Origin of the sequence: Actinospineispora spinosispora DSM 44797 (assembly GCF_000429025.1) — a bacterium.
Lineage (GTDB): Bacteria > Actinomycetota > Actinomycetes > Mycobacteriales > Pseudonocardiaceae > Pseudonocardia > Pseudonocardia spinosispora.
This window is the reverse complement of the sequence record NZ_AUBB01000026.1, coordinates 66,706-93,559: the sequence shown is the minus strand read 5'-3', so window position 1 is coordinate 93,559 and position 26,854 is coordinate 66,706. Positions and strand designations below refer to the sequence as shown.

General features: G+C 69.6%; 29 protein-coding genes. 17 read left to right on the top strand and 12 right to left on the bottom strand.

What is annotated here, in order from left to right; translation table 11 throughout:
- Positions 1 to 248: 248 nt before the first annotated feature.
- From G406_RS0112625 to G406_RS46505, 3 genes are all read left to right on the top strand, one after another.
- The gene (locus G406_RS0112625; RefSeq protein WP_028934114.1) at positions 249 to 1,043 is read left to right on the top strand and encodes a putative protein N(5)-glutamine methyltransferase; all 795 of its coding nucleotides are present in this window, start codon (positions 249 to 251) and stop codon (positions 1,041 to 1,043) included.
- Positions 1,044 to 1,276: 233 nt separating this feature from the next.
- Positions 1,277 to 1,987, top strand: a complete 711-nt coding sequence (locus G406_RS0112620; RefSeq protein WP_028934113.1) for an ABC transporter ATP-binding protein — start codon at positions 1,277 to 1,279, stop codon at positions 1,985 to 1,987.
- Positions 1,988 to 2,068: 81 nt separating this feature from the next.
- A complete protein-coding gene (locus G406_RS46505; protein WP_156934821.1) occupies positions 2,069 to 3,145 on the top strand; it encodes an alpha/beta hydrolase family protein in 1,077 nt (358 codons plus the stop codon).
- A 32-nt stretch (positions 3,146 to 3,177) separates the two neighbouring features.
- On the opposite strand, the gene G406_RS0112610 is transcribed toward G406_RS46505, so the two are convergent.
- On the bottom strand, positions 3,178 to 3,537 hold the full coding sequence (locus G406_RS0112610) for a MerR family transcriptional regulator (RefSeq protein ID WP_028934112.1): 360 nt from the start codon (positions 3,535 to 3,537) through the stop codon (positions 3,178 to 3,180).
- Positions 3,538 to 3,584: 47 nt separating this feature from the next.
- On the opposite strand from G406_RS0112610, the gene G406_RS0112605 reads away from it, so the two are divergent.
- Complete coding sequence (locus tag G406_RS0112605; RefSeq protein ID WP_028934111.1) at positions 3,585 to 4,961, top strand: MFS transporter; 1,377 nt, start codon at positions 3,585 to 3,587, stop codon at positions 4,959 to 4,961.
- Here G406_RS0112605 and G406_RS46500 read toward each other — a convergent pair.
- Together G406_RS46500 and G406_RS0112595 are read right to left on the bottom strand one after the other, a co-directional pair.
- Positions 4,958 to 5,575 (bottom strand): L,D-transpeptidase, encoded by a 618-nt coding sequence (locus G406_RS46500; protein WP_245607095.1) that lies wholly within the window; start codon positions 5,573 to 5,575, stop codon positions 4,958 to 4,960. The two genes, G406_RS0112605 and G406_RS46500, sit on opposite strands and share 4 nt — an antisense overlap.
- A gap of 331 nt (positions 5,576 to 5,906) precedes the next feature.
- Entirely contained in the window at positions 5,907 to 7,073 is a 1,167-nt protein-coding gene (locus G406_RS0112595; protein WP_028934110.1) for a citrate/2-methylcitrate synthase, read from the bottom strand.
- A gap of 65 nt (positions 7,074 to 7,138) precedes the next feature.
- On the opposite strand from G406_RS0112595, the gene G406_RS0112590 reads away from it, so the two are divergent.
- Positions 7,139 to 8,284, top strand: a complete 1,146-nt coding sequence (locus tag G406_RS0112590) for a citrate synthase (protein ID WP_028934109.1) — start codon at positions 7,139 to 7,141, stop codon at positions 8,282 to 8,284.
- Positions 8,285 to 8,408: 124 nt separating this feature from the next.
- On the opposite strand, the gene trxA is transcribed toward G406_RS0112590, so the two are convergent.
- Both trxA and G406_RS46495 read right to left on the bottom strand, forming a co-directional pair.
- Entirely contained in the window at positions 8,409 to 8,759 is a 351-nt protein-coding gene (gene trxA / locus G406_RS0112585) for a thioredoxin (RefSeq protein WP_037076295.1), read from the bottom strand.
- Entirely contained in the window at positions 8,756 to 9,160 is a 405-nt protein-coding gene (locus G406_RS46495; RefSeq protein WP_051342004.1) for a MerR family transcriptional regulator, read from the bottom strand. Before G406_RS46495 ends, trxA begins: the two co-directional genes overlap by 4 nt.
- 85 nt (positions 9,161 to 9,245) lie before the next feature.
- Here G406_RS46495 and G406_RS0112575 point away from each other — a divergent pair, with 85 nt between their 5' ends.
- Entirely contained in the window at positions 9,246 to 9,698 is a 453-nt protein-coding gene (locus tag G406_RS0112575; protein WP_051342003.1) for a MarR family winged helix-turn-helix transcriptional regulator, read from the top strand.
- Here G406_RS0112575 and G406_RS0112570 read toward each other — a convergent pair.
- Complete coding sequence (locus G406_RS0112570; protein ID WP_028934106.1) at positions 9,655 to 10,131, bottom strand: hypothetical protein; 477 nt, start codon at positions 10,129 to 10,131, stop codon at positions 9,655 to 9,657. The two genes, G406_RS0112575 and G406_RS0112570, sit on opposite strands and share 44 nt — an antisense overlap.
- A gap of 133 nt (positions 10,132 to 10,264) precedes the next feature.
- Between G406_RS0112570 and G406_RS46490 the strand changes: the two genes are divergently transcribed.
- The 3 genes from G406_RS46490 to G406_RS57780 are packed head-to-tail and all read left to right on the top strand — an operon-like array spanning position 10,265 to position 12,346.
- On the top strand, positions 10,265 to 11,476 hold the full coding sequence (locus G406_RS46490) for a sensor histidine kinase (RefSeq protein ID WP_051342002.1): 1,212 nt from the start codon (positions 10,265 to 10,267) through the stop codon (positions 11,474 to 11,476).
- On the top strand, positions 11,473 to 12,123 hold the full coding sequence (locus G406_RS0112560) for a response regulator transcription factor (protein ID WP_028934105.1): 651 nt from the start codon (positions 11,473 to 11,475) through the stop codon (positions 12,121 to 12,123). The genes G406_RS46490 and G406_RS0112560 overlap by 4 nt, the downstream gene beginning before the upstream one ends.
- Before the next feature lie 58 nt (positions 12,124 to 12,181).
- Positions 12,182 to 12,346, top strand: coding sequence for a hypothetical protein (locus G406_RS57780; RefSeq protein WP_169736684.1), 165 nt, complete (start codon positions 12,182 to 12,184; stop codon positions 12,344 to 12,346).
- 52 nt (positions 12,347 to 12,398) lie between these two features.
- On the opposite strand, the gene G406_RS0112550 is transcribed toward G406_RS57780, so the two are convergent.
- Both G406_RS0112550 and G406_RS46485 read right to left on the bottom strand, forming a co-directional pair.
- Positions 12,399 to 13,484: a 3-deoxy-7-phosphoheptulonate synthase gene (locus G406_RS0112550; RefSeq protein WP_028934104.1), complete on the bottom strand. Its 1,086-nt coding sequence runs from the start codon at positions 13,482 to 13,484 to the stop codon at positions 12,399 to 12,401.
- Positions 13,485 to 13,645: 161 nt separating this feature from the next.
- Positions 13,646 to 14,284 (bottom strand): L,D-transpeptidase, encoded by a 639-nt coding sequence (locus G406_RS46485; RefSeq protein WP_064742908.1) that lies wholly within the window; start codon positions 14,282 to 14,284, stop codon positions 13,646 to 13,648.
- A 248-nt stretch (positions 14,285 to 14,532) separates the two neighbouring features.
- Here G406_RS46485 and G406_RS0112540 point away from each other — a divergent pair, with 248 nt between their 5' ends.
- Positions 14,533 to 16,008, top strand: a complete 1,476-nt coding sequence (locus tag G406_RS0112540) for a CoA-acylating methylmalonate-semialdehyde dehydrogenase (RefSeq protein ID WP_028934103.1) — start codon at positions 14,533 to 14,535, stop codon at positions 16,006 to 16,008.
- Positions 16,009 to 16,349: 341 nt separating this feature from the next.
- Here G406_RS0112540 and G406_RS0112535 read toward each other — a convergent pair whose 3' ends face one another.
- Positions 16,350 to 17,672, bottom strand: coding sequence for an ABC1 kinase family protein (locus G406_RS0112535; RefSeq protein WP_028934102.1), 1,323 nt, complete (start codon positions 17,670 to 17,672; stop codon positions 16,350 to 16,352).
- Positions 17,673 to 17,795: 123 nt separating this feature from the next.
- On the opposite strand from G406_RS0112535, the gene G406_RS46480 reads away from it, so the two are divergent.
- Both G406_RS46480 and G406_RS0112525 read left to right on the top strand, forming a co-directional pair.
- Complete coding sequence (locus tag G406_RS46480; protein WP_051342001.1) at positions 17,796 to 19,517, top strand: NAD-binding protein; 1,722 nt, start codon at positions 17,796 to 17,798, stop codon at positions 19,515 to 19,517.
- Between the two features lie 24 nt (positions 19,518 to 19,541).
- The gene (locus G406_RS0112525; RefSeq protein WP_037076367.1) at positions 19,542 to 21,416 is read left to right on the top strand and encodes a S9 family peptidase; all 1,875 of its coding nucleotides are present in this window, start codon (positions 19,542 to 19,544) and stop codon (positions 21,414 to 21,416) included.
- A 42-nt stretch (positions 21,417 to 21,458) separates the two neighbouring features.
- On the opposite strand, the gene G406_RS0112520 is transcribed toward G406_RS0112525, so the two are convergent.
- Positions 21,459 to 21,878 carry an organic hydroperoxide resistance protein gene (locus G406_RS0112520; RefSeq protein WP_028934100.1) on the bottom strand — a complete coding sequence of 140 codons (420 nt, stop codon included), beginning with the start codon at positions 21,876 to 21,878 and terminating at the stop codon, positions 21,459 to 21,461.
- Between the two features lie 121 nt (positions 21,879 to 21,999).
- Between G406_RS0112520 and G406_RS0112515 the strand changes: the two genes are divergently transcribed.
- Positions 22,000 to 23,085 carry a GNAT family N-acetyltransferase gene (locus G406_RS0112515; protein ID WP_028934099.1) on the top strand — a complete coding sequence of 362 codons (1,086 nt, stop codon included), beginning with the start codon at positions 22,000 to 22,002 and terminating at the stop codon, positions 23,083 to 23,085.
- On the opposite strand, the gene G406_RS55600 is transcribed toward G406_RS0112515, so the two are convergent.
- Positions 22,999 to 23,694 (bottom strand): helix-turn-helix domain-containing protein, encoded by a 696-nt coding sequence (locus tag G406_RS55600; protein WP_156934820.1) that lies wholly within the window; start codon positions 23,692 to 23,694, stop codon positions 22,999 to 23,001. The two genes, G406_RS0112515 and G406_RS55600, sit on opposite strands and share 87 nt — an antisense overlap.
- Before the next feature lie 183 nt (positions 23,695 to 23,877).
- Here G406_RS55600 and G406_RS53910 point away from each other — a divergent pair, with 183 nt between their 5' ends.
- The 4 genes from G406_RS53910 (at position 23,878) to G406_RS0112490 (ending at position 26,492) form a co-directional block, all read left to right on the top strand.
- Positions 23,878 to 24,480: a TetR/AcrR family transcriptional regulator gene (locus G406_RS53910; RefSeq protein ID WP_051342000.1), complete on the top strand. Its 603-nt coding sequence runs from the start codon at positions 23,878 to 23,880 to the stop codon at positions 24,478 to 24,480.
- Entirely contained in the window at positions 24,477 to 25,658 is a 1,182-nt protein-coding gene (locus G406_RS0112500) for an MFS transporter (RefSeq protein WP_028934097.1), read from the top strand. The genes G406_RS53910 and G406_RS0112500 overlap by 4 nt, the downstream gene beginning before the upstream one ends.
- 172 nt (positions 25,659 to 25,830) lie before the next feature.
- Positions 25,831 to 26,100 (top strand): hypothetical protein, encoded by a 270-nt coding sequence (locus G406_RS0112495; protein WP_028934096.1) that lies wholly within the window; start codon positions 25,831 to 25,833, stop codon positions 26,098 to 26,100.
- Positions 26,100 to 26,492 (top strand): thiol-disulfide oxidoreductase DCC family protein, encoded by a 393-nt coding sequence (locus G406_RS0112490; protein WP_051341999.1) that lies wholly within the window; start codon positions 26,100 to 26,102, stop codon positions 26,490 to 26,492. The genes G406_RS0112495 and G406_RS0112490 overlap by 1 nt, the downstream gene beginning before the upstream one ends.
- On the opposite strand, the gene arsC is transcribed toward G406_RS0112490, so the two are convergent.
- Positions 26,482 to 26,841, bottom strand: a complete 360-nt coding sequence (gene arsC, locus G406_RS0112485) for an arsenate reductase (glutaredoxin) (RefSeq protein ID WP_028934094.1) — start codon at positions 26,839 to 26,841, stop codon at positions 26,482 to 26,484. The genes G406_RS0112490 and arsC overlap by 11 nt on opposite strands.
- Positions 26,842 to 26,854: the final 13 nt, after the last annotated feature.

Genomic DNA, 26,854 nt, shown 5'->3' with positions numbered 1-26,854 from the left:
CGAAACCGTTCTTATGCCGGAGGCAAAAATCGAATGCGCTGACCCGAAGCGCGTCCACTCCCCTCGGGACGTGCGGCGATGCGTTCGCGCGAGGTAGGGTTACCTCAGTTGCTGGACTCGGACCGACGGAGGAGGTGAGCCCCATTACCGCTGGTTCGGATCGGGTGCTCCCCTCTCGACACCGGTCGGCAGACCCCGCTTAGGGGCCGACGCGGGGGCGCCCGATGGGCATCATCGAAAGGCCTCCCATGTCTGTCTCCCCCCACACCGACACCACGATCGTCGCCAGACTGCGCGCCGCCGGCTGTGTGTTCGCCGAGGACGAAGCGCGGTTGCTCACCTCCTCCGCGCGGACGCCGTCCGACCTGGCCGCGATGGTCGACCGGCGCGTCGCGGGCCTGCCGCTGGAGTACGTGCTGGGCTGGGCCGACTTCTGCGGGCTGCGGGTCCTCGTCGAGCCGGGTGTGTTCGTGCCGCGCAGACGCACCGAGCTGCTCGTCCGCGAGGCGATCTCGGCGCATGCGACCCTCAGCACGACCGGACCGGCCGTGGTCGTCGACCTGTGCTGCGGCTCCGGCGCGGTCGGTAAGGCCCTGCACGCCGCCCTCGACCCGATCGAGCTGTACGCCACGGACATCGACCCGTCGGCGGCGCGCTGCGCCCGCCGCAACCTGCCCGATGGGCGGGTCTTCCAGGGCGATCTGTACGAGCCGCTGCCCCCGGCCCTGCGGGGCCGGGTCGATGTCCTGGTCGCCAATGCGCCGTACGTGCCGACGGATGCCATGCGGCTCATGCCGCCGGAGGCCCGTCTGCACGAGCCCCGGGTCGCGCTGGACGGTGGCGCCGACGGCCTCGACGTGCAGCGGCGGGTGGCCTCGGATGCGGTGCGCTGGCTGGCACCCGGCGGCTACCTGCTGATCGAGACCAGCGTCACGCAGGCACCGAGCACCGCCGAGTCGTTCCTGCGCGGCGGGCTCAGCGCGCGCGTCGTCCAGTGCGCGGAGCTGGGGGCCACGGTGGTCGCGGGGCGCCACACCGGGTGATCGAGATCGGGTCGGGTTCTCAGTGAACGGGCAATAGCATGGCGAGTGCGTTGACCACGAACGTTCGCCGGATGATCGGCGTTCCAGATTTCCGCTGGGCGTGCCGGCGAACGGCCCTCGTACCGGGCGTACTCGGGTCGTTCGCCGGTGCGTCCAGCGGGAAGCTGGGGCGTCGAGGGCCGGTGAAGGTTTGTGGTCAACGCACTTAAGGCACGACTGAGGAGTCAACGCTGATGATCGAACTCCAGGGAGTCAGCAAGGCCTACCGTACGACCGAGCGCGCGACGGTGGCCGCGCTGCACGACGTCGACCTGACGATCGCCGACGGTGAGATGGTCGCGGTCATGGGACCGTCCGGTTCCGGAACCAGCACCCTGATGAACATCCTGAGCTGCCTGGACGTGCCCAGCGGGGGCAGGTACCTGCTCGACGGCACCGATGTCGGGCGGATGTCCAAGCGCCGAAGGACCAAGTTCCGCGGCACCAAGATCGGCTTCGTGTTCCAGTCGTTCAGCCTGATCTCCGACGTCAACGTTCGGCGCAACGTCGAGCTGCCGATGCTCTACACCCGCAAACGGGTGCGCCGCGCGCGGGCCATGGTCGCGCTCGAACGCGTGGGACTGTTCGGCCACCACGACGACATGCCGATCGAGCTGTTCGAGGCGCAGCGCCAGAAGGTACTGATCGCCCGGGCGTTGATCAACGACCCGCCGGTCCTGCTGGACGACGAGCCGACCGGTGACCTGGACGCCGACTCGAGCCGCGAGATCATGGAGCTGTTCGCCCAGCTCAACGAGAACGGCCGCACGATCGTCTACTCGACACACAGCGAGGAGACCGCCGGTTACGCCCACCGGGTAATCCGGTTGCACGAGGGTCGTATCATCAGCGACGAGAGTGGTAAGCACCCACTACGCAAACCGCCGCACCTGCGCGCTGTTTAACAAGTCACAGGCAACTCTTAACGACACACCAGCCTCACTGACACCACGTATAACACCGTTCGGAGTAACGTCGGCGGCACCATGCGCAGGAGCCCAGGTCAGAGACGCACGGTGGTCGCGGCGTTGCTGCTACCACTGCTCAGCGCGCTCACCCTCGCCTGCGGCCCCTCGGTCGTCCCCAACGCCGAGCTGAGCACCCGGAGCGCCCCGCTACCCGGAGCCGCGCCGAACCAGTGCACCGAGACCAAGTCCTGCCACGAGGACTTCGCCCTCGCCTCCGGCTCGAAGCTCGAGGTGTACCGCAACTACCCGCTCGACGGCGCACCCGGCCTGACCGATGCCCTCGTGGTCGTGCACGGCGACGGCCGCAACCCCGTCTCGACGCTCACCGGGATGGCCAAGGCCGCGCAGCTGGCCGGCGCCGAGGACCACACGCTGATCGCCGCCCCCTGGTTCAAGACCGACAGCGACAACCCGGCCAAGGGTGAGGCGACCTGGAGCAGCGACGCCTGGAAGGACGGCAACGACTCGGAGAAGCCGGCCGGGCTGAGCTCGTTCACCGCGATGGACGAGCTGCTGGCCAGGCTCGCGGACAAGTCCAAGTTCCCCAACCTGAGCCGCATCACCGTGGTCGGGCATTCCGCCGGTGGCCAGTTCACCCAGCGCTACGCAGCGGCGGGCCAGGCACCCTCGACGCTGACCGGGGTCACGATCGACTACGTGGTCGCCAACCCGTCCTCGTACCTGTACTTCACCCCGCAACGGCCGGACCTGACCAACGCGACGGGCATCCCGCCGGTGGTGCCGGCCAATCCGTGCGGCGGCTACGACGAGTACAAGTACGGACTTCAGGAGAAGCCGGCGTACCTGGCCAAGATCGCCGACCAGCAGCTGCTCGCCAACTACGTGAGCCGCCGCGTCACCATCCTGCTCGGCGAGGCGGACACCGGCAGCAAGGAGCTGGACACCGACTGCGGCGCGATGCTGGAGGGCAAGAACCGGTTCGACCGGGGCACCCGCTACTTCAACGTGATGCACTCCGCGTTCCCGAACGCGCCGCACACCAAGATCACGGTCCCGGGAGTCGCGCACGACCACTACGCGCTGTTCGAGTCGCCGCAGGCCAAGCCGGTCCTGTTCCCCAGCGCGCAACCGTGAGTGCGTAGGCCGCCTATAGGCGGCCTACGCACTCACGGTCTGGTCACCGCGTCCAGGTAGCGGTTGATCGCGTCACGGTTGCGGGTCAGGCAGCTGATCCGGGCGGTCATCTGGTCCCGCTCGTGTTCAAGGTCGGCGATCAGCTCGGGCGTCGCGTCCGTGACGTGGATCGTGCACGGGTTGTCCAGACACGGCAGAATCTGCTTGATGATCTTCGTGGGGAGCCCTGAATCGAGCAACCCACGAATCTGGGCGACCCGGTCGAGGAGACTCTCCGAGTAGTCGCGGTAGCCGTTCGCGGCCCGGTCCGGGGTGAGCAGCCCCTGTTCCTCGTAGTAGCGCAACAGACGGGTCGGCACGCCGGTCCGCTCGGCCAGCTCTCCGATTCGCATGATCCGACCTTCCCTTCACACTAGTGTGAAGGTTCCATCATGACGGCATGCCCGTCCTGGCCGTGCTCTCGGTCGCCCAGTTCCTCATCGCGCTCGACTACTCGATCATCTACATCGCGCTGCCCAGCGTCGGCGCCGATCTGCACCTGGAGCCGGCGCTCGCACAATGGGTGATCAGCGCCTACGCGGTGTTGTTCGCCGGTTTCCTGATCGTCGGCGGACGGCTGACCGACCGGGTCGGGCCGAAACGGCTGTTCATCGCCGCCATCGTCGCGTTCGGCCTGGCCAGCGCGGTCGGCGGGCTCGCGGGCGACGGAACGGTGCTACTGGCCGCGAGAGGTGCGCAGGGTCTCGCGGCGGCGATGCTCCAGCCGGCGGTCCTGGGGCTGATCGGAACCACGTTCCCGCCCGGTCCCGCGCGAGGCAGGGCGGTGGCGGTCTGGGGATCGGTCGGCGCGTCCGGCCTCGCGGCGGGCGCGATCCTCGGCGGGCTGCTCACCACCGCGTCCTGGCGGCTCACCTTCATGATCAACGTGCCATTGACGCTGCTCTGCGCGCTGGGCGCGGCGCTGTGGGTCGGTTCGGCGGTGGACGCCGGGCACTCTCGGCGGGTCCCGATGCTCGCCTCGGTGCTCGGCACCACGACGGTCCTCACGCTGGTACTGGCCCTGACCCTGGGCTCGACCGAAGGCTGGGGCGCCGGCTCGACGCTCGGCTGTCTGGTGCTCGCGCTCGCGCTGTTGGCCGGTTTCCTCCGGAACGAGACGGTCTCGTCCACCGTGCTGATCGAGCGCGGGCTGCGCGGCATCCGGTCGCTGCGGGTCGGCGCGGCGGCGACCGCGCTGTACATGGCGAGCGTCGGATCGGAGTTCTACCTGCTCACCGTGCTCGTGCAGTCGGTCGACGGCTACTCGCCGCTGCGGGCCGGGTGGGCGTTCCTCCCGCTGGCCGTGCTGGTCACCGTCGGCAGCACCACGGCCGGACGCGCGGTCCGACGCTTCTCCCCCGCCACGGTGCTGGCCTGCGGTTTCGCCATCGCCACCGTCGGTCTGCTGTGGCTGTCGCTCACCCTGCACGGCAGCTCGTACGCCGCCGACCTGCTGCCGGGGCTGCTGCTCAGCGGGCTCGGCCACGGCATGATCTACACGTCGATGTTCATCATCGGCACGCACGACGTGCCGACGAGTCAGCAGGGCACCTCGGGTGCCCTGCTGACCACGTCGCAGTACCTGTCCGGCGCCATCACGATCGCCGTACTGACCCTCGTGCTCGGACGGGCGCCGGACCATGCCGGCGTCCGGTCGGCATTCCTGGTGACCACCGGCGCGGCGGCACTCGGGTTCCTGCTCGCCTTGGCGGAGGGCAGATCGCTCAGCCGTCGTGGAGCGTCCGCCTCAGCGGAGACGGAGCCGGCCGACCACTAGTGGTCGCCGTCGTCCCCGTCGTCCCCGTTGTCGTCATCGCCGTCGTCCCCGTCGTCGCCATTGTCACCGTCGTCGGTGTGGCCACCCTCGCGGACCTGCACCTCGTCGCCGACCTTGAGCGTGTTGAACCACCGCTCGGCCTCGGCGGGCGGCAGGTGGATGCATCCGGCTGATGCCTTCTCCGGGTCACCGGAGTGGAACGCGATGCCGCCGGGGGCGAAGAACACCGACCACGGCATCGGCGCGGGCTGCCCGTTCGGCAGCCGCGACTCCTGGCTCTTGTGGTCCTTGTCCTTGGACAGGACGTGGTACGTGCCGATCGGCGTCTCCTCGCCGTCGCCACCGGAGCTGCTGTCGACCCGGCCACCGACGACCTTGCCGTTCTGGATCAGCCAGGAGTAGCGGTCCTTCAGGTCGACGCAGGCTCTCGCCGTCACCGTGCACGGCGTCCCGGGGACCATGGCCGGCGCGGGAGCGGCGAAGGCCGGCGTGGCGAGCAGTGTGGCGGTCGAGGTGGACAGTGCGATGACACCCCCCGCCACCATCGCGATCCGACGACGCACCGAGTGACGCTGGCTGAGCATCCGCACCCTTTCCTTGACTTCGGCGGACACCTCACGCGCTCCTACGGCGTGCAGACCCACCAAGATCTCAAACGAAAGAGTGAGCAGAAGGTCGCGGACCCTATCGATGCTTTAACTCTTGATCGCTCGTTAGAGTGGTTTAACAAGGGTCAAGCAACCAACCCGACCGCATCCCCCTCCAACTCAACCCGACAACAGCTAAGCCGGCTCCGCGAGTCTCCGAAGGAGTTCCGGCGAAGGCCGGCGTAGTGAATGTCCGCAACAACCCACCCAGCGACCAGGGCGGCTCCCCAGGTGACAACAAGCGCGCGCTTGGGCCGAAGGCCGAAAATCCTAAAGACGGCCTCCGGAGGGGGCCTCTTTAGGATCTTGAGCGCGAAACAGGCCCAAAAGACAGAGCAGGCCCGACATATCTCGCCGCCGGGCGGATGATCTTGCCTGTCTCGGATTGCTCCAGGATGTTCGCGCACCAGCCGATCACCCTGCTGACCGTGAAGGTGGGGGTGAACATCTCGCGCGGGATGCCGCACAGCTGCATCACGACTCCGGCGTAGAACTCGACGTTGACCGGTAGCTCCCGGCCGGGTTTGAGCTCCGCCAGGATCGTCGTGACGCGCTGTTCGACCTGGACCGCGAAGTCGACCAGGTCGCCGCCGATATGCTGGGCGATCTCCCGGAGCATCCGGGCTCGCGGGTCCTCCACGCGGTAGACGGCGTGCCCGAAGCCCATGATGCGGTCCCCGGCCAGCACCTGGGCGCGCACCCAGTCGTCGATGCGGTCGGGGGTTCCGATGGCGTCCAGCGCGTCGAGGGCTCGGTCGGGGGCGCCGCCGTGCAGCGGGCCGGAGAACGTGCCGATGGCGGCGGCCACCGCGGCCACCACGTCGGCGCCGGCCGAGGCAACGACCCTGGCGGTGAAGGTGGATGCGTTGAAGCCGTGGTCGATCGTGGCGATCAGGTAGCGCTCCACCGCGCGGGCCATGGCTGGGTCCGGGGTGTCGCCGGTGATCAGGTACAGCAGGTTCGCCGCGGTCGACAGGTCCGGGCACGGCGCCAACGGCTCCTTGCCCGCCCGGTGCCGGTACAGGGCGGCGAGGATGGTCGGTGTCACCGCGCACACGGTCAGTGCGTCGTCCTTCGCCGTCCGGGGGTCGGCGTCCCAGAGTTTCGCCAGTCCGCGGGTGGCTCCGAGCAGGGACAGCGCGGTGCGCAGGCCGGCCAGCGGGTCGAACCTGTCTCCGCCCAGCGCGATCGCCGGGAGCAGCTCGACCAGCTCTTCGGGCAGTTCCCGGCGCGCGGCGATGACCTCGGTGAACGCCGCAAGCTCCGGTTCCGACGGGAGGCGGCCCTCGACGAAGAGGAACCAGACCTCTTCGAAGGTGGCCGTCGTCGCCAGGTCGATGGCTGAGTGTTGACGGTAGTGGTAGAAGCCTTCATCGCCTCGCACATCGCCGATCTGAGTGGTCGTCACCACCACGTTCCGCAGCCCGGCCGGGGCGTCGACCAGGTCTTCCGTGCTCGTCGTCATGACCTCAGGCTCCGCGTGCGGTAATGTCTTGTCAATATTGATTGAATCAATGTATGGAGCACGGGATGGCCGAGGAGTACCTCAGTACCGCCGAGGTGGCGCGCAGGCTCGGCATCAAGCCGGAGACCGTGTACGCCTACGTGAGCCGGGGTCTGCTCAGCAGCGTTCGCCCACGTGGACAGCGTGGCAGCCTGTTCGCGGCCGACGAGGTCGAGCGGCTGGCACTGCGCGACCCGCGCCGCCAGCGGTCCACCGTCGACGACCCGACGCGCATTCGAACCGAGGTGACCCAGTTCACCGACGGTGAGCTGCGCTACCGGGGGCATTCGGCCGTCCGGTTGGCCACCGAGGCGACGCCGGAGTCCGTCGCGCACCTGCTCTGGACCGGTTCGCTCGAACCCCGAGAGCCGTTTCCCCGCGATCCCGAGCTGGTCGGGCTCGCCCGGTCGCTGATCGATGCGCTACCGGAGACGGCGCGGCTCACCGACCGGTTGCGGGTCGCGGTCGTCGGTCTGGGCGCCGCCGATCCGCTGCGTTTCGATCTGTCCCCGGCATCGGTCGTGCGGACCGTCCGCACGTTGCTGGGTGTGTTGACCGACTCCCTGGGGCCGTCCTCGGCCGACTCCGGTTGGGGACGACGGCTGTGGCCGGCGTTGAGTGCCCATCCCGAGCCGCCCGGGCTGCTCGACGCCGCGCTGGTGCTGCTCGCCGACCACGAGCTGGCGGTGTCCACGCTGTCCGCGAGGGTCGCGGCGAGCGCCAGGGCGAACCCGTATGCGGTCGTGTCGGCCGCGCTCGGCGCGCTGGACGGGCCGTACCACGGCGCGGCGAGCAGCGTCGCGTATCGGTTCTGGGTCGATGCGCTGGCGGACCCGGTCGGCGCGTTGTCCGAGCGGCTCCGCACCGGCGAGCCGCTGCCCGGTTTCGGGCACCGGCTCTACCGCACCCAGGATCCCCGGGCCGAGCTGCTGCTGGGCCTGCTGCGCGGGCGCCCCGAAGCGGACACGATGATGACCGCGGTCGACAAGGTGATCACGCTGGCTCAGGGCCAGTTCCCGAACGTCGACCTGGCCCTGGCGGTCATGATGCACGTCTACGACATGCGCCCCGACGCAGGCGAAGCCCTGTTCGCCCTGGCCAGGACCCCAGGCTGGACAGCCCACGCCCTGGAGGAATACCAACACCCGCCCCTGCGCCTACGCCCCACGTGAGTGGCGAGTGGTTCTACCCCGAAGGGGCGCCGAAGGCGTAGCACCCTCAGCACTCACGACCGCTGTTTGGTCGTGAGTGCTGAGGGTTGCTATAGGACCACTCGCCACTCACGAGCCGTAAAACTCAACCACCACCGGACAGCGCGGAATCCACTTCACCCAGCAAGCGCCCTTTGGCCCGGGCCCCGACGACGCTGTACACCGCCTCCCCACCCACGAACAGCACCAACGTGGGCATCGCCATCACCTGATACCGGCGGGTGACCACCGGATTGTGATCGGCGTCCAGCTTGACGATCTTCAACGACCCGGCCCGCTCCGCCGCGATCTCGGCGAGGACCGGCGCGATCATCCGACACGGCGGGCACCACTCGGCCCAGAAGTCCACCAGCACGGGTGTGTCGTGCCGCAACACCTCGGCGTCGAACGTGTCGTCGGTGACGGCACGCAGCTCCAGTGACGTGGGAACGGTCATGACAGGCCTCGATCCGAGAGAGGTTCCACGGTGCAGGTATGGACGAACCGGCGTTCCACCGCATCGGCGAGCTTGCGCTCCAGCACGTCCCGCAGTTCGTCGAGCCGTTCCTGGACGGCCGACAGCTCAGTGAGTTTGCGCTGGTAGACGGCGATCGAGTCGGGACAGCTGTCCCCGGTCGCATGCCCTGAGCGCAGGCAGTCGACGAACGGCCGGGTGTCGTCGAGCGAGAATCCGGCTTCCCGCAGCGCCACGATCTCGCTGACCAGCCGGACGTCCTCCTCGCCGTACTCCCGGTACCCGTTGGCTGTGCGCGACGTGGCGAGCAACCCCCGGGATTCATAGAAACGCAACGCCCGGGTGGTCGTGCCGACCCGTGTGGCCAGTTCACCGATCCGCATGCCCCGACGGTAGACGTTGACGCCTACGTCAAGGCAAGCGTCGCGTCCCCTCGACACAGGCGACATATCGGGCAGGATCCTCGCCGTGCACACCGACGCGGTCGACGAACTGCTGTTCACGGCCCTGCCCGACTGGTACGCGTTCACCGCGCGGCTGCAGGAACTGATCGCCGAACGCCTGGGGATCGGCGCCACGGACCTGCAGTGCCTGCATTTCCTGAACCGTCACGGTCCGACGACGGCGGGTGAGCTGGCCCGCCGGGTCGGCCGCAGTACCGGCGCGGTCACCAGGATGATCGACCGGCTGGAGCGCGCCGGGTTCGTCAGGAGGATGCCCTCGGACACCGACCGGCGCAGCGTGCGCGTCGCACCCACCCCGGAGGGCCTGACGATCCTCACCGAGGAGTTCGAGGAGATCGCCGAACGCAGCCGCGCCGTGCTCGCCGAGCATCCCGAGTCGGAGCTGGGGGCGCTGTTGCGGCTGGTCCGGGCACTCACCGACCAGTCGGCACGGGAGATGAGCCGGCTGCTGGACTGAGCGCACGGATCTCGGCGGGCCTGCGCACCAGCAGCAGTAGCCGCTTGCGGTCGTACACCATGAGTGACACGCACAGCAGCGTGTAGCCGAGGATGTAGTACTTGACCTCCGGATAGCCGAACGCGAAGTCCATCACCGTGACGTTCAGCCCGACCGCGAACAGCGCGCACGCGCCCAGGGTCGCGGTCCGCGAGGACAGCAGCATCAGCGCGGGCAGCAGCTCGAACAGCCCGGTCATCCGCCCGTAGAAGGGTGAGTAGCCGTAGAACGCCCACACCAGCGAGGGCCCCTGCACCGTCTTCTTGTCCAGCACCCAGTCGCCGTAGTAGTACTGCCCACCGAGCAGTTTGACTCCGCCGTAGACGATGAACACCAGCGCGAGGAACAGCCGGACACCGAGCATCACCCGGCGCAGCCACATCGTGTTTTCCATGTCGCCCAGCCTGCGTGAACCGCTGTCGAGTGGGAATCCTGCGCCGGGCCGAGCCCACACCAACCCGGTAGGAACACCTGTTCCTACTCTGGGAGGAGGCCGTGACCGGTGTTAACACACTAAATTCGAGCTCGTGCGAATCGACTGGCTTCGGATGCCGATGGGCGGTTACGGCTGGACACGGCTGTTGCCGTTGGTCGGCGCCGTCGCCGTGCTGTCGCTGCTGCACATCCCCGGGTTCCGGCCGACCGCGCTGGACTGGGTGGTCGCGCTGGCCGCCGCCCTGTGTGTGCTGGCCGGAGCGCGCTTCCCGCTGACCGTGCTGCTGGTCCAGTGCGCGTTGGTGTTCGCGGCTTCGCTCGTCGCGGGCGCGGCGCGGGAGGTGCAGGATCTGGGCGGCGGGGTAGCCCAGATCCTGGCCTCCGTCGCGCTCGGCGAAGTGGCGCTGCGCCGCCCCGGTCCGCCGGTCTGGATCGGTGCCGCCGCACTGACCGTGGCGGCGAGCGCGCACGCCTTTCCGCTGTACTCGATCGCGGCGAACGTGCTGATCATCGTGCTGGACGTGGGCCTGCCGGTGCTGCTCGGCACGTTCATCCGTACCCAGCGCGAGCTGGCCCGCCAGGCCGAGCTGCGCGCGGTCGAGGCGGAACGGCGCCGCGGCTGGGAGGTCGGCGCCGCGCGCACGGCGGAGCGGACCGCGGTGGCCCGCGAGCTGCACGACGTCGTGGCGCACCACGTGGCGGCGATCGTGTTGCGGGCCGGAGTCGCCAGGCATGTGGTGCCGAACGGCGATCCGGATCTGCTGGACGCCCTCGACGACGTGCACAGCATCGGTGGCCAGGCGTTGACCGACCTGCGGAAGCTGGTCGCGGTGCTGCGCAACCCGGCCGAGGGGACCGACCCCGCGCTGCTGGCGGCGGCCGACCTGTCCACGACGCTCGACGAGGTGCTCACCCGGACCCGCCAGGCCGGGGTCGAGGTGCGTGCCCACATCGATCCGGTGGTGGTCGACGACCTCGATACGGTGCACCGGCACGCCGTGTGGCGGGTCGTTCAGGAAGGTTTGACGAACGTGCTGAAACATGCCGGGCCCGGCGCGGAGACCGAGGTGACCGTCCGTCGTGACGAGCAGGGTGGTCTGCTGGTCGAGGTGATCGATGACGGTGGTCTCGGCGCGACCATGCCTCCGGTCCTGTCCGGGGCGAGCCCTGGTTCCGGACACGGCCTGATCGTGATGCGCGAGCGGGTGGAGCTCCTGGACGGCACGCTGCGCGCCGGACCGTGCGCCACCGGGTGGGCGCTGCGCGCGACGTTGCCCGACGCGATGGCTCGGGTCGCCGGATGATCCGCGTCCTGCTGGTCGACGACCAGCGGCTGATCCGCGCCGGGCTGCGCATGCTGTGCGCGGCGGAAGCGGACGTCGAGGTCGTCGGCGAGGCGGAGAACGGCCAGGAGGCGATCCGGCTGGTCGAGCAGCTCGTGCCCGACGTCGTGCTGATGGACCTGCGCATGCCCGGCGTCGACGGCATCACCGCGACGAAACGCATCCTCCAGTCGCGGCCGGCGCTGCGGATCGTCGTGCTCACCACGTTCGACGACGACGAGCACCTCTACCCTGCGCTCGCGGCCGGCGCGTGTGGTTTCCTCGCCAAGGACACCGCCCCGGAAGCGCTGCTGGACGGCATCCGCCGCGCGGCCGACGGCGACAGCTCGTTCAGCCCCGACGTGCTTCGCCGGGTGGTGCGCAGGGCGGTCGAGGGCACCCCGCCGCCACGGGCGGCATCCGAGCAGGTCGCGCTGACCGACCGCGAACGCGAGGTGCTCGCGCTGGTCGCGGTGGGTCATTCGAACGCGGAGATCGCCGGTGAGCTGCACATCGGCATCACCACGGTCAAGACGCACGTCACGAACCTGATGGCGAAGACGCGGAGCCGCAACCGCGTACAGCTCGCGCTGACATCTCGATCAGGGCACGACTGGATCAAGGAGTGACTGGGTACTCCGCCCACGCCGCATACTCAGGCTCCATCGCCTTACGAAGGGGTGCAAGATGCTCGCCATCGTTGCCGCAGTCATCTTTCTGATCGCCCTGATCTTCCAACTCGCCGCCATCGCGCTCGGCACGGTCGACTGGAACGTGCTGGTCACGGCCGGTCTCCTGTGCCTGGCGCTGCACCTGGCCGGCGTGGGTGGCCGAGCCCGCACCCGCTTGTGAACCCGTGAGTGGCGCGGCCGCCTGTAGGCGGCCGCGCCACTCACGGTTCTGATCAGCGGCGACGGGCCTTGACGGCCGTGGCGAGCTGTTCCAGCAGGGCGGATGTGGTGTCCCAGGACATGCAGGCGTCGGTGATGCTCTGGCCGTAGGTCAGCTCGTCGCGCCGGCCCAGGGTGAGGTTCTGGTTGCCCTCGACCAGGAAGCTCTCCAGCATCAACCCCATGATGCCGCGCTCGCCCGCACCGATGCGGTCGGCGATATCGCGCACGACCTCGGCCTGCCGGACGTGGCTCTTGCCGCTGTTGCCGTGACTCGCATCCACGATCACCCGCTCGGGCAGACCGCCGGAGCGCAGCTTCTCCAGTGCGGCGGCGACGTCGGGTGCGGAGAAGTTCGGACCGTTCGAGCCACCGCGCAGGATCACGTGACAGTCCGGGTTGCCGGTCGTGCTGATCAGCGCGGCGAGCCCGTCGGCGTTGATGCCGGGGAACACGTGCTCGGCGGCGGCCGCGCGCACGCCGTCGACCGCGACCTGCACGTCACCGTCGGTCGAGTTCTTGATGCCGACCGGCATGGACAACGCGCTGCACAGCTGCCGGTGCACCTGGCTGGCCGCGGTCCGGGCGCCGATCGCGCCCCAGGACACCGTGTCGGCGAGGAACTGCGGGATGATCGGGTCGAGGAACTCGCATCCGACCGGCAGCCCCAGCTCGGACACGTCCAGCAGCAGCCCCCGCGCCACCCGCAACCCCTGGTTGACCGCGAAGCTGCCGTCCAGCTCCGGGTCGTTGATCAGGCCCTTCCACCCGAGTGTGGTGCGCGGCTTCTCGAAGTAGACCCGCATGACGATGCGCAGCTCGTCGGACAGCCGCTCGGAGTCGACCGCGAGCTTGGCCGCGTAGTCCAGCGCGGCGGCCTTGTCGTGGATCGAGCACGGGCCGACCACGACGACCAGCCGGTCGTCGACGCCATTGAGGATGTCGACGACCTCGGCTCTGGCACGTTCGATGCGCTGCCCGGTATGCAGGGGCAGCGGATGCTCCTGGCGCAGCAGGGCGGGTGAGATCAGCGGGCTGATCTTCGCGGTGCGCTTGCCGTCCAGGACGGGAAGGGCCAGCGAGTCAGCGGTGATGGTCATCGGTAAGGCGTCCTCTCATGGAGAGAGCCGCCCCGAAAAAGCGCCGAGCCGGCTCAGGGGAACCGGCTCGGGGTGGAAGGTCAGCGCAGCAGGCCGCTGGCAGGCCCACCCGGGGCCGGCCCGCTAAACCAGAAATAGCGCTGCATGAGACTCACTGTAGCTCAGTCGTCGTCATCCGAGTCGTCGGAGTCGTCGTCATCGTTGTCGTCGCCGTCCTCGTGGTGGTCACCGGTGCCGACCTTCGGGTCGACCGTCGGCTGTCCCTTGTGCTTCGGCAGCTCCTGGGACGCCTTGACGACCTGGACCTGGTCACCGATCTCGAGGTAGTTGAACCAGGCCTGGGCGTCGGCGGGGCCGAGGTGGATGCAGCCGCCGGAGGAGCGGCTCGGGCTCCCGCTGTGGAACGCGATGCCGCCGTCCTCGAAGAACACCGACCACGGCATCGGCGCCGGCTGGCCGTTGGGCAGCTTCGACTCGGCGCTCTTGTGGTCCTTGTCCTTGCGGTAGACCCGCAGCGAGTGGCCGATCGGGGTGGCCTTGCCGTTACCGCCTGACGAGATCTTGACCGGTCCCCTGGTGATCTTGCCGTTGTCGAGCAGCCAGGCGCGCTGGCTGTCGAGGTCGACGCAGGACCGTGCGGTCGCGGTGCACGGGGTGCCCGCGACCAGCGGTGCATTCGGGTCAGCTGCCACCTTGGGTGGGGCGGCGAATGCGGGCACCGCGAGGTAGGCACCGGTCGCGGTGCACAGCGCCATCACGGCTGCTGCCACGACCGACGCTCGACGCTTGCCGAACTGCATACTGCTGACCATCCTTTGCGTTTCCCCAGGAGTATCTGGGCATGCGCTTGCCACCGGTTCGGGGATCCGGCGTTCTACAGGGTATGACGCGTCAGATGCCGTGAGGTTGCGCAGATCCGCGACAAATCTCAGCGACCCTGGCCACACTTGCGCAGAAATATTGTTCTGTAACAAAAGAGGTATTGCTACAGCTTTGCTCAATCAATATAACCGAAGGGGAGACCTCGCGACTCACACCAGGAGCTGGCATGCATTGGATCGGCGGCAAGTACATCGAAGGTGCTGCGGGACGCACGGTGCCGATCACCAACCCGGCGACCGGTGAGGTCACCCAGCAGCTCGCGCTCGCCGACGAGGCGGTCGTCGACCAGGCGGTCGCGGTCGCCGCCGAAGCGGCACGCAGCTGGTCACGTTCCTCGCTGTCCAAGCGCACCCAGGTGCTGTTCAAGTACCGCGAGCTGCTCGACGGCCACCGCGACGAGATCGCCCGCCTGATCACCGCCGAGCACGGCAAGGTCCACTCCGACGCGCTCGGCGAGGTCGCCAGGGGCATCGAGGTCGTCGAGTTCGCCTGTTCGATCCCGCAGCTACTCAAGAGCGCGGGCTCCTACGAGGTCTCCACCGGCGTCGACGTACGGGAGATCCGCCAGCCACTCGGGGTCGTCGCTGGCATCACACCGTTCAACTTCCCCGCGATGGTGCCGCTGTGGATGTTCCCGATGGCCATCGCGTGCGGCAACAGCTTCATCCTCAAGCCCAGCGAGAAGGACCCGTCGGCGGCGTTGCGGGTCGCCGAGCTGATGGCCGACGCGGGGCTTCCACCCGGCGTCCTCAACGTCGTCAACGGTGACCAGGTCGCGGTGCGCAGGCTGCTCGAGCACCCGGACGTCGCCGCGATCAGCTTCGTCGGCTCGACGCCGGTCGCCCAGTCCATCTACCGCGCGGGCACCGAGGCCGGCAAGCGCGTGCAGGCGCTCGGCGGCGCGAAGAACCACATGGTCGTCCTGCCGGACGCCGACCTGGACCTCGCCGCCGACAGCGCGGTGTCCGCCGGCTTCGGCTCAGCGGGCGAGCGCTGCATGGCGATCTCGGTGGTCGTCGCGGTCGGTGGGATCGGCGACGAGCTGGTCGCCAAGATCGCCGAGCGTGCCAAGGGCCTGCGGATCGGCCCCGGCGACCAGGAGACCTCCGACATGGGCCCGCTGATCACCGCCGCTCACCGGGACAAGGTCGCCTCCTACCTGCCGTCCGCGCGCGAACAGGGCGCCGAGATCGTCCTGGACGGCACCGCCGAGCAGGTCGGACCGGAGGGCGCACACTTCCTCGGGGTCAGCCTGCTGGACAAGGTCAGCGTCGACTCCGACGCCTACCGCGACGAGATCTTCGGCCCGGTCCTCTCGGTCATCCGCACCGAGACCTACGCCGAGGCGATGGACCTGGTCAACTCGAGCCCGTGGGGCAACGGCGCCGCCGTGTTCACCTCCGACGGCGCGGTCGCGCGCCGCTTCGAGATGGAGGTCGAGGCGGGCATGGTCGGCGTGAACGTGCCGATCCCGGTGCCGGTCGCCTACCACTCCTTCGGCGGCTGGAAGGCCTCGCTGTTCGGCGACCACCACATCTACGGCAGCGACAGCGTCCACTTCTACACCCGGGGCAAGATCGTCACCAGCCGCTGGGTAGCCCCCGGCGCGGGCCTGGAGATGGCTTTCCCGACCAACTCTTAGGGCCTGTTCCGCGCGGGCACAAGGGCGGGTTTTCATGATCACCACCGCCTGAGGGCTGTTTTGGGGCGCGAAAACAGCCCTCACGCGGTGGTGATCATGAAAACCCCACGCGGGATGCGGCGCAGCCGTGGCCGCTGCGGGCGCGCAGACTGCCCCGTCCCCGCGATCCTGGCCCGCACTTGGCGTGGTCGGGCGGTGTCAACCCTGAAACCTCGCCCCCGAACCCGTGCAACCAGGAACGAGCGCGAGGCCGGCGAAGCCGGGGGTTGATACCGCCCGACCACGCCAAGACACTGGATGGCCAGCGGGGACACACCGAAACACCGGCAGCCCGAACAGGGTCAGCCAGCGAACCCAGGTACCCAGCGCTCCACGATCGGCAGCGACGCCACCGTGCAGTCGATCTGGGACAAAATCCCCATCCAGCCGACGACCACCCGGATGAACATCAGGTACTGCGGCGGCAGGTTCATGGCCTGCGCGGTGCGGAAGTCGCCGTTGATGTCGGTGACCCGGCTGCCCTCCGCCTGCATGAACTCGCGGCTGTAGTGGAACTTCTCGGTGCGCAGAGGGTCGGCGAACGCACCGAGGAACTTCATCACGTCGTCGGCGGTGACCTTGTCCGCGCGCCCGACGAAGCCCTCGGAGTGCAGCAGCTGCATCATCTCGTCCTTGCGGCCGTCAGCGACGAGCCGCAGGATTCGGCCGATGGAGGGCGGGATGCCGTCGGGCAGTTCGGTGATGGCGCCATAGTCGAGCATGCCGATTCGACCGTCGGGCAGCAGCCGGAAGTTGCCGTGGTGCGGGTCGGAGTGCAGCAGCCCGACCCTGGCCGGCGAGGAGAAGTGCAGCTCCATCGTGATCTCGCCGATCTGGTCCCGAATCTGCCGGTCTTCGTCGTCGGCGATCGGCTGACGGGCGAACTTCGACAGCGGCACACCCTCCAGCCACTCCGAGATGATCACCTTGGGCGCCGATCCGACGACCTTCGGCACGACGACGCGGGGATCGTCGGCGAACGCGGCCGCGAAGGTGCGCTGGTGGTCCGCCTCGGCCGCGTAGTCGAGCTCCTCGGCCATCCGCTCGGTGATCTCGGAGATCAGCGCACGCACGTCGGCGCCGGGCACGATCATCTGGATCAGCCGGGCGAACCGGCGGAGGGTGCGCAGGTCGGACAGCAGCGCCTGGTCCGCACCGGGGTACTGCAGCTTGACCGCGACTTCGCGACCGTCGTGCCACACCGCGCGGTGGACCTGACCGATGCTCGCGGCGTGCGCGTTGTCGGCGTCGAACTCGGCGAACCGGGTGTGCCAGTTGCTGCCGAGCTGCTCGGCGAGCACCCGGTGCACGTCCTTCTTGGGCATCGCCGGCGCGCTGGCCTGCAGCTTGATCAGCGCCTGCTGGTAGGGCTCGGCCAGCTCGTTGGGGATCAGCGCCTCGTAGACCGACAGTGCCTGGCCCAGCTTCATCGCGCCGCCCTTGAGCTCGCCGAGCACGGCGAACAGCTGGTCGGCGTTGCGGACCGCCAGGTCGGCGGCGATCTCGGTCCGGTCCCCACCGGTCACCCGTTTCGCCCACCCACTGGCGGCCCGCCCGGCGAACCCGAGCGGAATGGAGCCCAGCTTGGCGGTGCGCTGCGCGGTCCGTCTCGGCGGCTCTGTCACTCCCCTAACATACCTTCAAAAACGACAATACGTCCAATCTGTTGCAGTGTCTCGAAACATGTGAATACGGTGAGTACGCGAAACACCACCTAGCGACACCGGCGGAGCACTACTGTCGTTCCGGTGATCGAACTGACGCGTCGCGAGCGGCCGTGGGCGCGGATGATCGTGTGTGGCGGCAACCCGCTGGCCTACCGGCTCGCGGTCGCGCTCGCCGACCACGCCGGGATCAAGGTGACGGTTGTGCTGCCGTCCCGCAAGGAGGGGCACGGCCCGCTCATCAGCGCCATCTCCGGCGTCCGGGTGATCGAGGCGCCGCTGCTCAACGCCGAGGTGTTGCAGTCGGCCGGGGTTGCGCAGGCCGACGCGCTGGCGCTGGTGGACCCGGACGACGTGGCGAACATCCACGCCGCGCTGCGCGCCCAGGAGCTCAACGCCAACCTGCGGCTGGTCATCCGGTTCTTCAACATGAGCCTCGGCTACCGGATCCGCGAGCTGTTCCCGGGCAGCGTGGTGCTGTCCGACTCGGCGACCGCCGCGCCGCTGTTCGTCGCCGCGACCCTCGGCGAGGTGCCGGCCAGCTACGCGCAGCTGCCCGGGCGCGGCCGTCCGACGGTGTACGTGGCGAAACGCTCCGACGTCCCGAAGGACCGGGTGCTGTTCGGTCTGGCCGACACCACCGCCACCTACGACCAACAGCGGCTGCCGGTCAACGAGACCGACGCGGACCTCGTGCTCGCCAGGGCGAACGGCCCGATCTCCCTAGAAGCGCCGCCGCCGGGCCGGTTGGGCAGGTTCCGCCGTCGGCGCGGCCGGGGCGACTGGCCGAGAATCCGCGCCGCGGTCAGTCCCAAGCTCGCGTTCGCCGCGCTGGGGCTGCTCGGCCTGCTGGCGCTGAGCGTCGTCGCGCTCGCCGTCAGCATGCACCTGAGCTGGTGGCAGGCCGTCTACCTGGTCGTGCTGGACGCCGCGGGCGCCGCCGAACCGGACCTGACGCTCAGCGGGTTCCAGCAGGCGGTGCAGGCGGTCGTCACCGTCACCGGTGTCACGTTCATCCCGGTGGTCATCGCCGCGGTGGTGGACGCGATCGTCAAGGCCAGGCTGGCCACCGCGCTCGGCAGACCACCGCCGATGCGCGACCACGTCGTGGTGGCCGGGCTCGGCAACGTCGGGTCCCGGGTCGTCACCCAGCTGCACGACCTCGGCGTGCCGATGATCTGCGTCGAACACGACCCGCAGGCCCGTGGCGTGCTGGTCGCGCGGCGCCTCGGCGTCCCGGTGGTGATCGGCGACGCGAGCCGGGACAGCAACCTGCGCGAGGCGCACCTGGCGCAGAGCCGCGCGCTGGTCGCGGTCACCAACAACGACGTCACCAACCTCGAGGCGGCGCTGCACGGCCGCGCGATGCGGGAAGGACTGCGGGTCGTGCTGCGACTGTTCGACGACGACCTCGCCGAGCGGGTGGAACGCAACTTCCAGATCAACATCTCGCGCAGCGTGTCCTTCCTCGCCGCGCCGGCCTTCACCGCCGCGATGCTGGGCAGGCAGGTGCTCGCCACGATCCCGATCGGCCGCCAGGTCCTGCTCGTCGCCGAGCTGCCGATCAGCGCGAACTCCGCGTTCATCGGGCTACCGGTGCGCGCGGCGGACGTGCCTCGGCTGTCGCGGGTGATCGCGCTGCAACGCAGGGGCCACGAGGTGCTCGACCTGCCCGCGCCGCCGGAGCACCTGCTGGACGTGGGTGACCGGATCATCGTGGCCGCCACCAGGACCGGCCTGACCAGGCTCAGTTCCTGGTCCAACCCCGCGACCTCGGGACGACCCGGCAATCCCACGGTGTCCTAGCGGACTCTGGCAAACTCGGTGCTGATGAGCCACCCAGCCGCGCACGTCCCGGAAACACTGTTCGACGACCCGGTCCAGGAGCGGCGCTGGCGCGCCAGGTTCGCCGCGCCGAGGGTGTCACTGCCGGAATGGGCGCTGGACGCCCCCGACCGCTGTGTCTACCGCTCCAACGCGAGCGGCACCTGGGAGATCTACGCCTGGGACCGCGCCACCGACACCCATCGCCAGGTGACCGACCGGCCGGACGGCACGTACGCCGCGACGATCAGCCCGGACGGCGAACGCATCTGGTGGTTCGCCGACCACTCCGGCGACGAGTTCGGCCACTGGGTCAACGAGCCGTTCGGTGGGTTGCCCCCTGACGAGGCGGCGCGGCCCGCGATCGACGCCCCGGCCGGGGAGAAGCCCGAAGCGCTCGACGGCTACTCGGCCGGGTTGGCGCTCGGGCGCGGCCGGGTCGCGCTGGGTTCCGCGACCGACGACGGCACCAGCATCTGGCTCAGTACCGACGGGGCGCCCGCCGCGCTGATCTACCGGCACACCGAGGACGCGGGCGTGGGCGCGCTGTCCCACGACGAGTCGCTGCTGGCGATCATGCACTCCGAGCACGGGGACTCCCGGCACCCGTCGATCCGGGTGCTGTCCACCTCGGACGGGTCGACCGTCGGCGAGCTGCACGACGGCGAGGGACGTGGGCTGATGCCGATGGCGTTCCCCGAGGTCGACGGCGACACCCGGCTGCTCGTCGGGCACGAACGGCGCGGCCGCGACGAGCTGCTCATCTGGGACGTCGCGACGGGCGAGCAGACCGAGCTGCACCTGGACCTGCCCGGTGAGCTGAGCGCCGACTTCTACCCGGACGGCTCCGCGCTGCTGGTCATCCACACCCACGCGGCACGGTGCACGCTGCACCGCTACGACCTGGCGACCGGCGCTCTCGAAACCCTGGCCACCGCGCCGGGCTGCGTCGGCGGCGCGGGTGTCCGCCCGGACGGGACGGTCGAGTACAGCCTGTCCTCGGCGGCGACCGCGCCGTCGGTCCGTGCGCTGCATCCGGACCCCGCACAGGACCCGAACGGCCAGGACCGGGTGCTGCTCGCCGCTCCTGGTGAACGGGCGCCCGACTCGGTGCCGGTCGTCGACGCGTGGGTGCCCAGCCCGGGCGGCACCGGGGATGTGCACGCGCTGGTGTCGGTGCCCGAGGATGCGTCCGGCCCGCTGCCCGCGGTGTTCGCGCTGCACGGCGGTCCGCACGCCGCCGACGAGGACCGTTTCTCCGCGGCGAGGGCCACCTGGGTCGACGCCGGGTTCGCGGTCATCGAGGTCAACTACCGGGGGTCCACCGGTTACGGCACCGCATGGCGCGACGCGATCGAGGGTCGCCCAGGGCACACCGAGCTGGAGGACGTGGCGGCGGTCCACGACTGGGCGGTCGCCGAGGGGATAGCCGACCCGGCGCGCTGCATCGTCGAGGGCTGGTCCTGGGGTGGCTACCTCACGTTGCTCGCGCTGGGCATCCAGCCACAGCGGTGGGCGGCGGGCATCGCGGGCGTCCCGGTCGCCGACTACCTGGCGGCCTACGAGGACGAGATGGAGCAGCTGCGGTCCTTCGACCGCGCACTGTTCGGCGGTTCCCCCGCCGAGCTGCCGGAGCTGTACCGCGCGGCGTCCCCGATCACCTACATCGACCAGGTCAGCGCGCCCGTGCTGCTGCTGGCCGGGGAGAACGACCCGCGCTGCCCGATCCGGCAGGTCGACAACTACCTCGACGCGCTCGCCGCGCGCAACCATCCGTTCCAGGTGCTGCGCTTCGACGCGGGCCACGGCTCACTGGTCGTGGAGGACGCCGTACGCCACCAGGCGGCCGAGGTCCACTTCGCCCGTCACCACACCTCGTGAGTGTTGAGTATGGCTATAGCCATACTCAACACTCACGAGGTTCTAGACCTTGGCGACGAGGTTGACCTCGATGTTGCCGCGGGTGGCCTTGGAGTACGGGCACACCTGGTGGGCCTTCGCCACCAGGTCGTCGGCCTGGGATTGGTCGAGGCCGGGCAGGGTCGCGGTCAGGGTCGCGGTGACCGCGAAGCTCGTGTCGTCCGGGCCGATCCCCACCGCCGCCTCGACCGTGGCGCCGTCCGGCACCGCGACCTTCTCGTTCTTCGCGACCAGCCGCAGCGCGCCGTGGAAGCAGGCCGCGTAGGCGGCGGCGAACAGCTGCTCCGGGTTCGTGCCACCGCCGGGGCCGCCGAGCGCGGGCGGCATCTTCGCGTCGAGGTCGATGATGCCGTCGTCGGAGCGGATCGCGCCGTCCCGACCGCCGCCGGACGAGGTGGCATGCGCGGTGTAGACCACGTTCATCAGTTGTGTCCTTCTCTCGTTGATTTCGTGTAGACCGTCACCCTCGCTTTCGGTCTACCACCACCCAGCTGTTTCCGCCCTGGAAAAGCATTGGAAACACCCGACGGGCAGCATGGGACGTATGGGACTGTGGCGAGTACATGTCGAGATCGAGGACCGTCCTGGTCAGCTCGGTGAACTTGCGGCCGCCGTCGGTGGCGCGGGCTGCAACATCGTGTCGTTGACCGTGCTCGGTGAACCCGGCCCTGACGGCTCGATCACCGACGAACTGCTCGTGGAGGCGGCGGACGAGCACACCGCCGCCCGGCTGGCCGAACGCATCCGGGCGGCCGGGATGGGCTGCACGCTCGCGGTGCCGGCCGGCGGTGGTGAGCTGCGTGACCCGGTGACCACCGCGCTGGCGCTGGCCCGCAGGGTGGCGGCCGATCCGGACGCGGCCCCGCGCGCGGTGGCCAACCTGCTGCACGCGCACCTGCTCGGTGACGACGAACGGTCGATCCACACGTGCCGGCTCCCGGTCTTCGACCAGGACGTACGCCTCGGCAGGGCGTGGCCGTTCACCGCGACCGAGCTGTCCAGGGCCGCCATGCTGGTGGAGACCGCCGAGCTGTGCTTCGATCCGCTGGCGTCCGGCGAGACCCAGTCGTCGGCGAGCCTGGGCCTGGTGCTGCTGGGCGACGGCTCGGAGGTCGAGCTGAGAGTGCTGACGGCGCTGGACGGTCCGCTCATCGCCGCACTGCACGCGCGGTGCACCCCGAGCACTCGACGCTCGGCGTTCCTGAACCCGAGCCCCGCCCTGTCCTCCGACGAGCTGGCCATTCAGCTGGCCGGCCGGTGCGGCAACGGCACCGGGCTGATCGCGCTGACGACCGAGGGCGGTCACGCGGTCGGCGTGGCGACCCTGGATCCGGACGGGCCGGACACGAGCGAGGACGGCGCAGCGCTGGGTGTGCTGGTGGAGGACGCGTGGCAGGCCAGAGGTGTGGCCACCGCCTTGATCCGGCGTGCCGCGTCGCTCGCCACCGACGCCGGATACGACGAGCTGACCCTGTCGACCCAGCCGGGCAACCTCGGCGTGACCCGGCTGATGCGCCGGGCGGGGCTACGGCCGACCGCGCAGCTAGTGGACGGCCTGCTGCGAGTGCGGGTGAGCCTGGCTCAGTCGGTTGGCGAAGGGCGCCGCTCGTCCATCAACCAGGGTTCGTAACAGGCCGCCCATTCCCGGTTCGTATCGAGCGGATCCGTCCTCGCCCGGAAGTTCGCCGAGCTCCGGTCGAACGGCCAGGAGCGCGCGTAATTCGGCGCGACTGGAGACCCGTAAGCGCGCATAGAGTGCACGAATCTTTCGGTACATCGTACGTTCCGAGCAGAAGAATCTTCGGGAAATTGCGGCAACGGTCTCCGGGCCGCTCAACAACCGGGCCAACAGCGCCGCATCGTGATCGGAAAGAATGTCGGCGACGGCGGCACGCAGTGACGTGGCGCCGAGTCCCAGCAGCGCCCCGAGCGCATGGACCTGCCGCTCGGCCGGGATCGCCAGATTGATCACGGCCGTCGCACCTGCATCAATGGCGACATGCGTCTGGTGACCGAGGTAGTCGTCCACGACGACCACGACCGGCGCCCGCCGATGATCACCTTGCGCCAGCCGCGAGTTCACCTCGGCGTTCGCCATCACCATGACGGGCGCACCGCCGTCCACCAGATCACCGAACCGCGCGTGGTCGAAGAACTCGATCTCGGCGCCGAGATTCCGCAGCGCCGCCAGCAAAGGATCAATACGCGGCTGAAGATTGGCCTCTACCCGTACTCGCAACGCACTCCCCCCAATCGATCGGAGACTATCAGTAACACAAACCGAATCCTCACCGGATCCGACAATGTGATTGCTAATGCACATTCATCCATCGACATTGAAGAATGGACGTTTGGCCCTATTGGATAAACCTGAGTTAACAAGTAGGTCCATCACATACATACATGCATGTATGCTGGTGGCATGAGACGTACCCCGGCCGACGTTGCGGCCACCAGGGCAGCGCTGCTCGAAGCGGCGCTGCTGGAGTTCGCCGAGCGCGGTGTGGCCTCCGCGCGCCTCGCCGACATCGCGTCGCGGGCTGGAGTGACCCGAGGCGCGCTCTACCACCACTTCGCCGATCGCACGGCGTTGCTGGACGCCGCGCTGAACGAGCCGTGGGACGCCGTGTCCGCGCCGGCATGGGCCGTGCTGGACGGCCCGGACACCGAAGGCAGGTCGCTGGAGACCAGGCTGACCGCCTTCGCGGAGCACTGGCTGACCGCACTGCGGTCCGACGACCGCTTCCTCGCACTGATCAACATCAGCGTGCAGCTGAGCGGCGCGCTTCGCGAGGACGAGGAGGCCAAGCAGATCGATCTGCGCGGGCGCCTGGAGTGGCGCGACCGGCTGCAGGCCGCGCTGGCCTCGGCCTCCGCCGAGCTCGCCGACGGCGTCGATCCCGCCGCCGCGGCCAACCACCTCAACGCCTGGCTGGACGGAACAGCGGTGCAGGCCGCGGCCCACCCGAGCCTGCTGCCGGCGACCGACACCGCATGGATGATCGTCAAGGGGCTGCTGGCATGACCCACGTCGAGACCCGAGCACCGTCCTCGACGCCCGCGATCGTCATCGCCTGCGTCGCCATGTTCACCGACATGCTGGTCTACGGGCTGGCCATCCCGATCCTGCCGCTGTTGCCGACCGTCGTGGCCGCCGGGCCCGCCGCGGCGGGCGTGCTGTTCGCCTCGTACGCGGTGGCGATGCTCGCGGCCACCCCGGTCACCGGGTGGCTGGTCGACCGGTTCGGACCTCGGGTGCCGCTGCTCTGCGGCATGCTCGGCCTGGCAGCGGCGACCGCGCTGTTCGCACTGAGCGAGCAGTACTGGGTGCTGACCTTCGCCCGGGTCGTGCAGGGCGCCTCGGGAGCGATGGGCTGGGTCGCGGGCCTGTCACTGGTCGCCACCGTGACGACACCGGCCAACCGGGGCCGCGCCATGGGGTTCGCGATGAGCATGACCTCCGTCGGGTTGCTCGTCGGCCCGCCGCTGGCCGGCATCCTGGTGGAGCACTTCACCGTCCAGACGCCGTTCCTGGTCGCCAGCGGGCTCGCCGTGCTGGGCGCGCTGGGCTGGCTGACGGTGCGCGGCTCCGGCCGAGGTGCGGGCGAGCAGGGTGGCCCGCGCGGGGTGCTGCGAGTCAGGGGAATCTGGCCGGTGCTGGGCGCGGTGCTGTTGAGCGCCGGCACCGTCGCCGCGATCGAACCGATTCTCCCACTGCACCTGACCACCGGTTTCGGCATGAGCGCGATGATGGTGGGCGTCCTGTTCGCGGTGCTCGTCGCGGCCAGCGCGGTACTGAGCCCGGTCGCGGGCGGGCTGGTCGGGCGGGTGGACGCCCGCGCGCTCGCCGGTCTCGGCGTGGTGAGCGCCGCCGCCGGAATGGCGCTGATCGGGGTCGCCGCGCAGAGCTGGCAGGTCTGGGTCGGCATGGTGCTGCTCGGCGCGGGCGAGGGCTGTCTGCTGGCACCGACGACGACGCTCGTCGCGGAACTCGGCATGGCCGCGACACCGCCGACGCTGGGCGGCGCGTACGCGCTGTACTTCCTCGCGTTCGGTTCGGGCCTGATGCTCGGCCCGCTGCTGGCCGGTGCGGGTACCGGCTGGTTCGGCTTCGGCGCGACCCTGGTCGGCCTGGCGATCCTGACGGTGGCCGTCGGCGGCCTGACCCTGCTCCGGCTCCCCCCGGGCCTGCGCACCCCCTAGATCAGCTCGCACAGAACGAGTGCACGCCGCACAGAAGCCCTGGCCTCTGTGCGGCGTGGGCGACCTCTGTGCGAGCTGGTTGGGCAAATCCGGAAGGTCACGGGATTGTCACGGGACGCTATACCGGCCATGATCTAGCGGACAGTCCGGGCCGACTCCGAGGTGACGCCACATGAGCACCACGCATGCCGTCCAGGCCATGGTGGTGATCAACGCGGTCGGGTTCACGCTCGCCTACCTGATCACCCGTCGCTCCGCGAGACACCGCCGCGAGCTGGCACGCGCCGAACTGGAGATGATCCGTGAGCTGCGGATGACCATGCACGACCTGCGCTACAGCAGCCCGGAGATCGAGGAGACCCTGGAGGTGGGCCTGTTGGAGCTGGACGGCACGGAGCACCGCATCCGCCAGATCGCCGAACGCCCGCTGTGGATGCTGTAGTGCTCCCCGTTCTGGTGTTCGACGGCAACTGCGGCTTCTGCACCCGCTCGCTTGGCTGGCTGCGGCTCATCGACGGCAGGCGCAGGATCGACAGCGTGCCGTACCAACGGCCCGGTGTGCCGGAGAGCCTCGGCCTGACCGCCGAGCAGTGCGCGGCGGCCGTGCAGTGGCGTGGTGCCGACGGCAGCAGAGCCGAGGGCGCCGAGGCGGTGAGCGCCGCGTTGTCGGTCGCGCTGGACGCGGACTGGCCCAACCGCCTGTACCGCCGGACCTCCGGCGTGCAGCGCACGCTCTACGCCTGGGTCGCCGACAACCGGCACCGGCTGCCCGGCGTCACCCCGTGGTGCACCCGCTACCCGCAGGACTGCCCGAACAAGCCGCTCACGGGTTGAGCAGGTCCAGCACTCGCTCGGGCGGACGACCGACCACGGCACGGTCGCCGGCCTGGACTATCGGACGCTCGATCAGCACCGGGTTGGCGGCGAGTGCGTCGAGAAGCTGCTCCGGGCCGGCGTCCGCGAGGCCCAGCTCCCTGAAGCGCGCCTCGCCGGTGCGGGTGATCGCGCGCGGGTCGTCGGTGCCGAGCCTGCGCAGGACCGACACCAGCTCGTCGCGGCTCGGCGCCTCGTCGAGGTAGCGCACCACCTGAGGATCCACCCCGTTCTCGGTGAGCAACGCCAGCGCGCCCCTGCTCTTCGAACAGCGCGGGTTGTGCCAGATCGTCACGTTCGGCTCGGTCATGAGACGAATCGTA

What these genes read in the sequence shown, in the direction of transcription:
- G406_RS46495 (WP_051342004.1), bottom strand. Translation starts at nt 9,160, where the DNA reads ATGCGGATCGGTGAACTGGCCACACGGGTCGGCACGACCACCCGGGCG.
- G406_RS53910 (WP_051342000.1), top strand. Translation starts at nt 23,878, where the DNA reads ATGAGACGTACCCCGGCCGACGTTGCGGCCACCAGGGCAGCGCTGCTC.
- G406_RS0112570 (WP_028934106.1), bottom strand. Translation starts at nt 10,131, where the DNA reads ATGGAAAACACGATGTGGCTGCGCCGGGTGATGCTCGGTGTCCGGCTG.
- G406_RS0112495 (WP_028934096.1), top strand. Translation starts at nt 25,831, where the DNA reads ATGAGCACCACGCATGCCGTCCAGGCCATGGTGGTGATCAACGCGGTC.
- G406_RS0112610 (WP_028934112.1), bottom strand. Translation starts at nt 3,537, where the DNA reads ATGCGAATCGGAGAGCTGGCCGAGCGGACCGGCGTGCCGACCCGTCTG.
- G406_RS46505 (WP_156934821.1), top strand. Translation starts at nt 2,069, where the DNA reads ATGCGCAGGAGCCCAGGTCAGAGACGCACGGTGGTCGCGGCGTTGCTG.
- G406_RS0112540 (WP_028934103.1), top strand. Translation starts at nt 14,533, where the DNA reads ATGCATTGGATCGGCGGCAAGTACATCGAAGGTGCTGCGGGACGCACG.
- G406_RS57780 (WP_169736684.1), top strand. Translation starts at nt 12,182, where the DNA reads ATGCTCGCCATCGTTGCCGCAGTCATCTTTCTGATCGCCCTGATCTTC.
- G406_RS0112625 (WP_028934114.1), top strand. Translation starts at nt 249, where the DNA reads ATGTCTGTCTCCCCCCACACCGACACCACGATCGTCGCCAGACTGCGC.
- G406_RS0112515 (WP_028934099.1), top strand. Translation starts at nt 22,000, where the DNA reads ATGGGACTGTGGCGAGTACATGTCGAGATCGAGGACCGTCCTGGTCAG.
- G406_RS0112520 (WP_028934100.1), bottom strand. Translation starts at nt 21,878, where the DNA reads ATGAACGTGGTCTACACCGCGCATGCCACCTCGTCCGGCGGCGGTCGG.
- G406_RS0112550 (WP_028934104.1), bottom strand. Translation starts at nt 13,484, where the DNA reads ATGACCATCACCGCTGACTCGCTGGCCCTTCCCGTCCTGGACGGCAAG.
- G406_RS0112595 (WP_028934110.1), bottom strand. Translation starts at nt 7,073, where the DNA reads ATGACGACGAGCACGGAAGACCTGGTCGACGCCCCGGCCGGGCTGCGG.
- trxA (WP_037076295.1), bottom strand. Translation starts at nt 8,759, where the DNA reads ATGACCGTTCCCACGTCACTGGAGCTGCGTGCCGTCACCGACGACACG.
- G406_RS46485 (WP_064742908.1), bottom strand. Translation starts at nt 14,284, where the DNA reads ATGCAGTTCGGCAAGCGTCGAGCGTCGGTCGTGGCAGCAGCCGTGATG.
- G406_RS0112500 (WP_028934097.1), top strand. Translation starts at nt 24,477, where the DNA reads ATGACCCACGTCGAGACCCGAGCACCGTCCTCGACGCCCGCGATCGTC.
- G406_RS0112525 (WP_037076367.1), top strand. Translation starts at nt 19,542, where the DNA reads ATGAGCCACCCAGCCGCGCACGTCCCGGAAACACTGTTCGACGACCCG.
- G406_RS0112605 (WP_028934111.1), top strand. Translation starts at nt 3,585, where the DNA reads ATGCCCGTCCTGGCCGTGCTCTCGGTCGCCCAGTTCCTCATCGCGCTC.
- G406_RS0112620 (WP_028934113.1), top strand. Translation starts at nt 1,277, where the DNA reads ATGATCGAACTCCAGGGAGTCAGCAAGGCCTACCGTACGACCGAGCGC.
- G406_RS0112560 (WP_028934105.1), top strand. Translation starts at nt 11,473, where the DNA reads ATGATCCGCGTCCTGCTGGTCGACGACCAGCGGCTGATCCGCGCCGGG.
- arsC (WP_028934094.1), bottom strand. Translation starts at nt 26,841, where the DNA reads ATGACCGAGCCGAACGTGACGATCTGGCACAACCCGCGCTGTTCGAAG.
- G406_RS0112590 (WP_028934109.1), top strand. Translation starts at nt 7,139, where the DNA reads ATGGCCGAGGAGTACCTCAGTACCGCCGAGGTGGCGCGCAGGCTCGGC.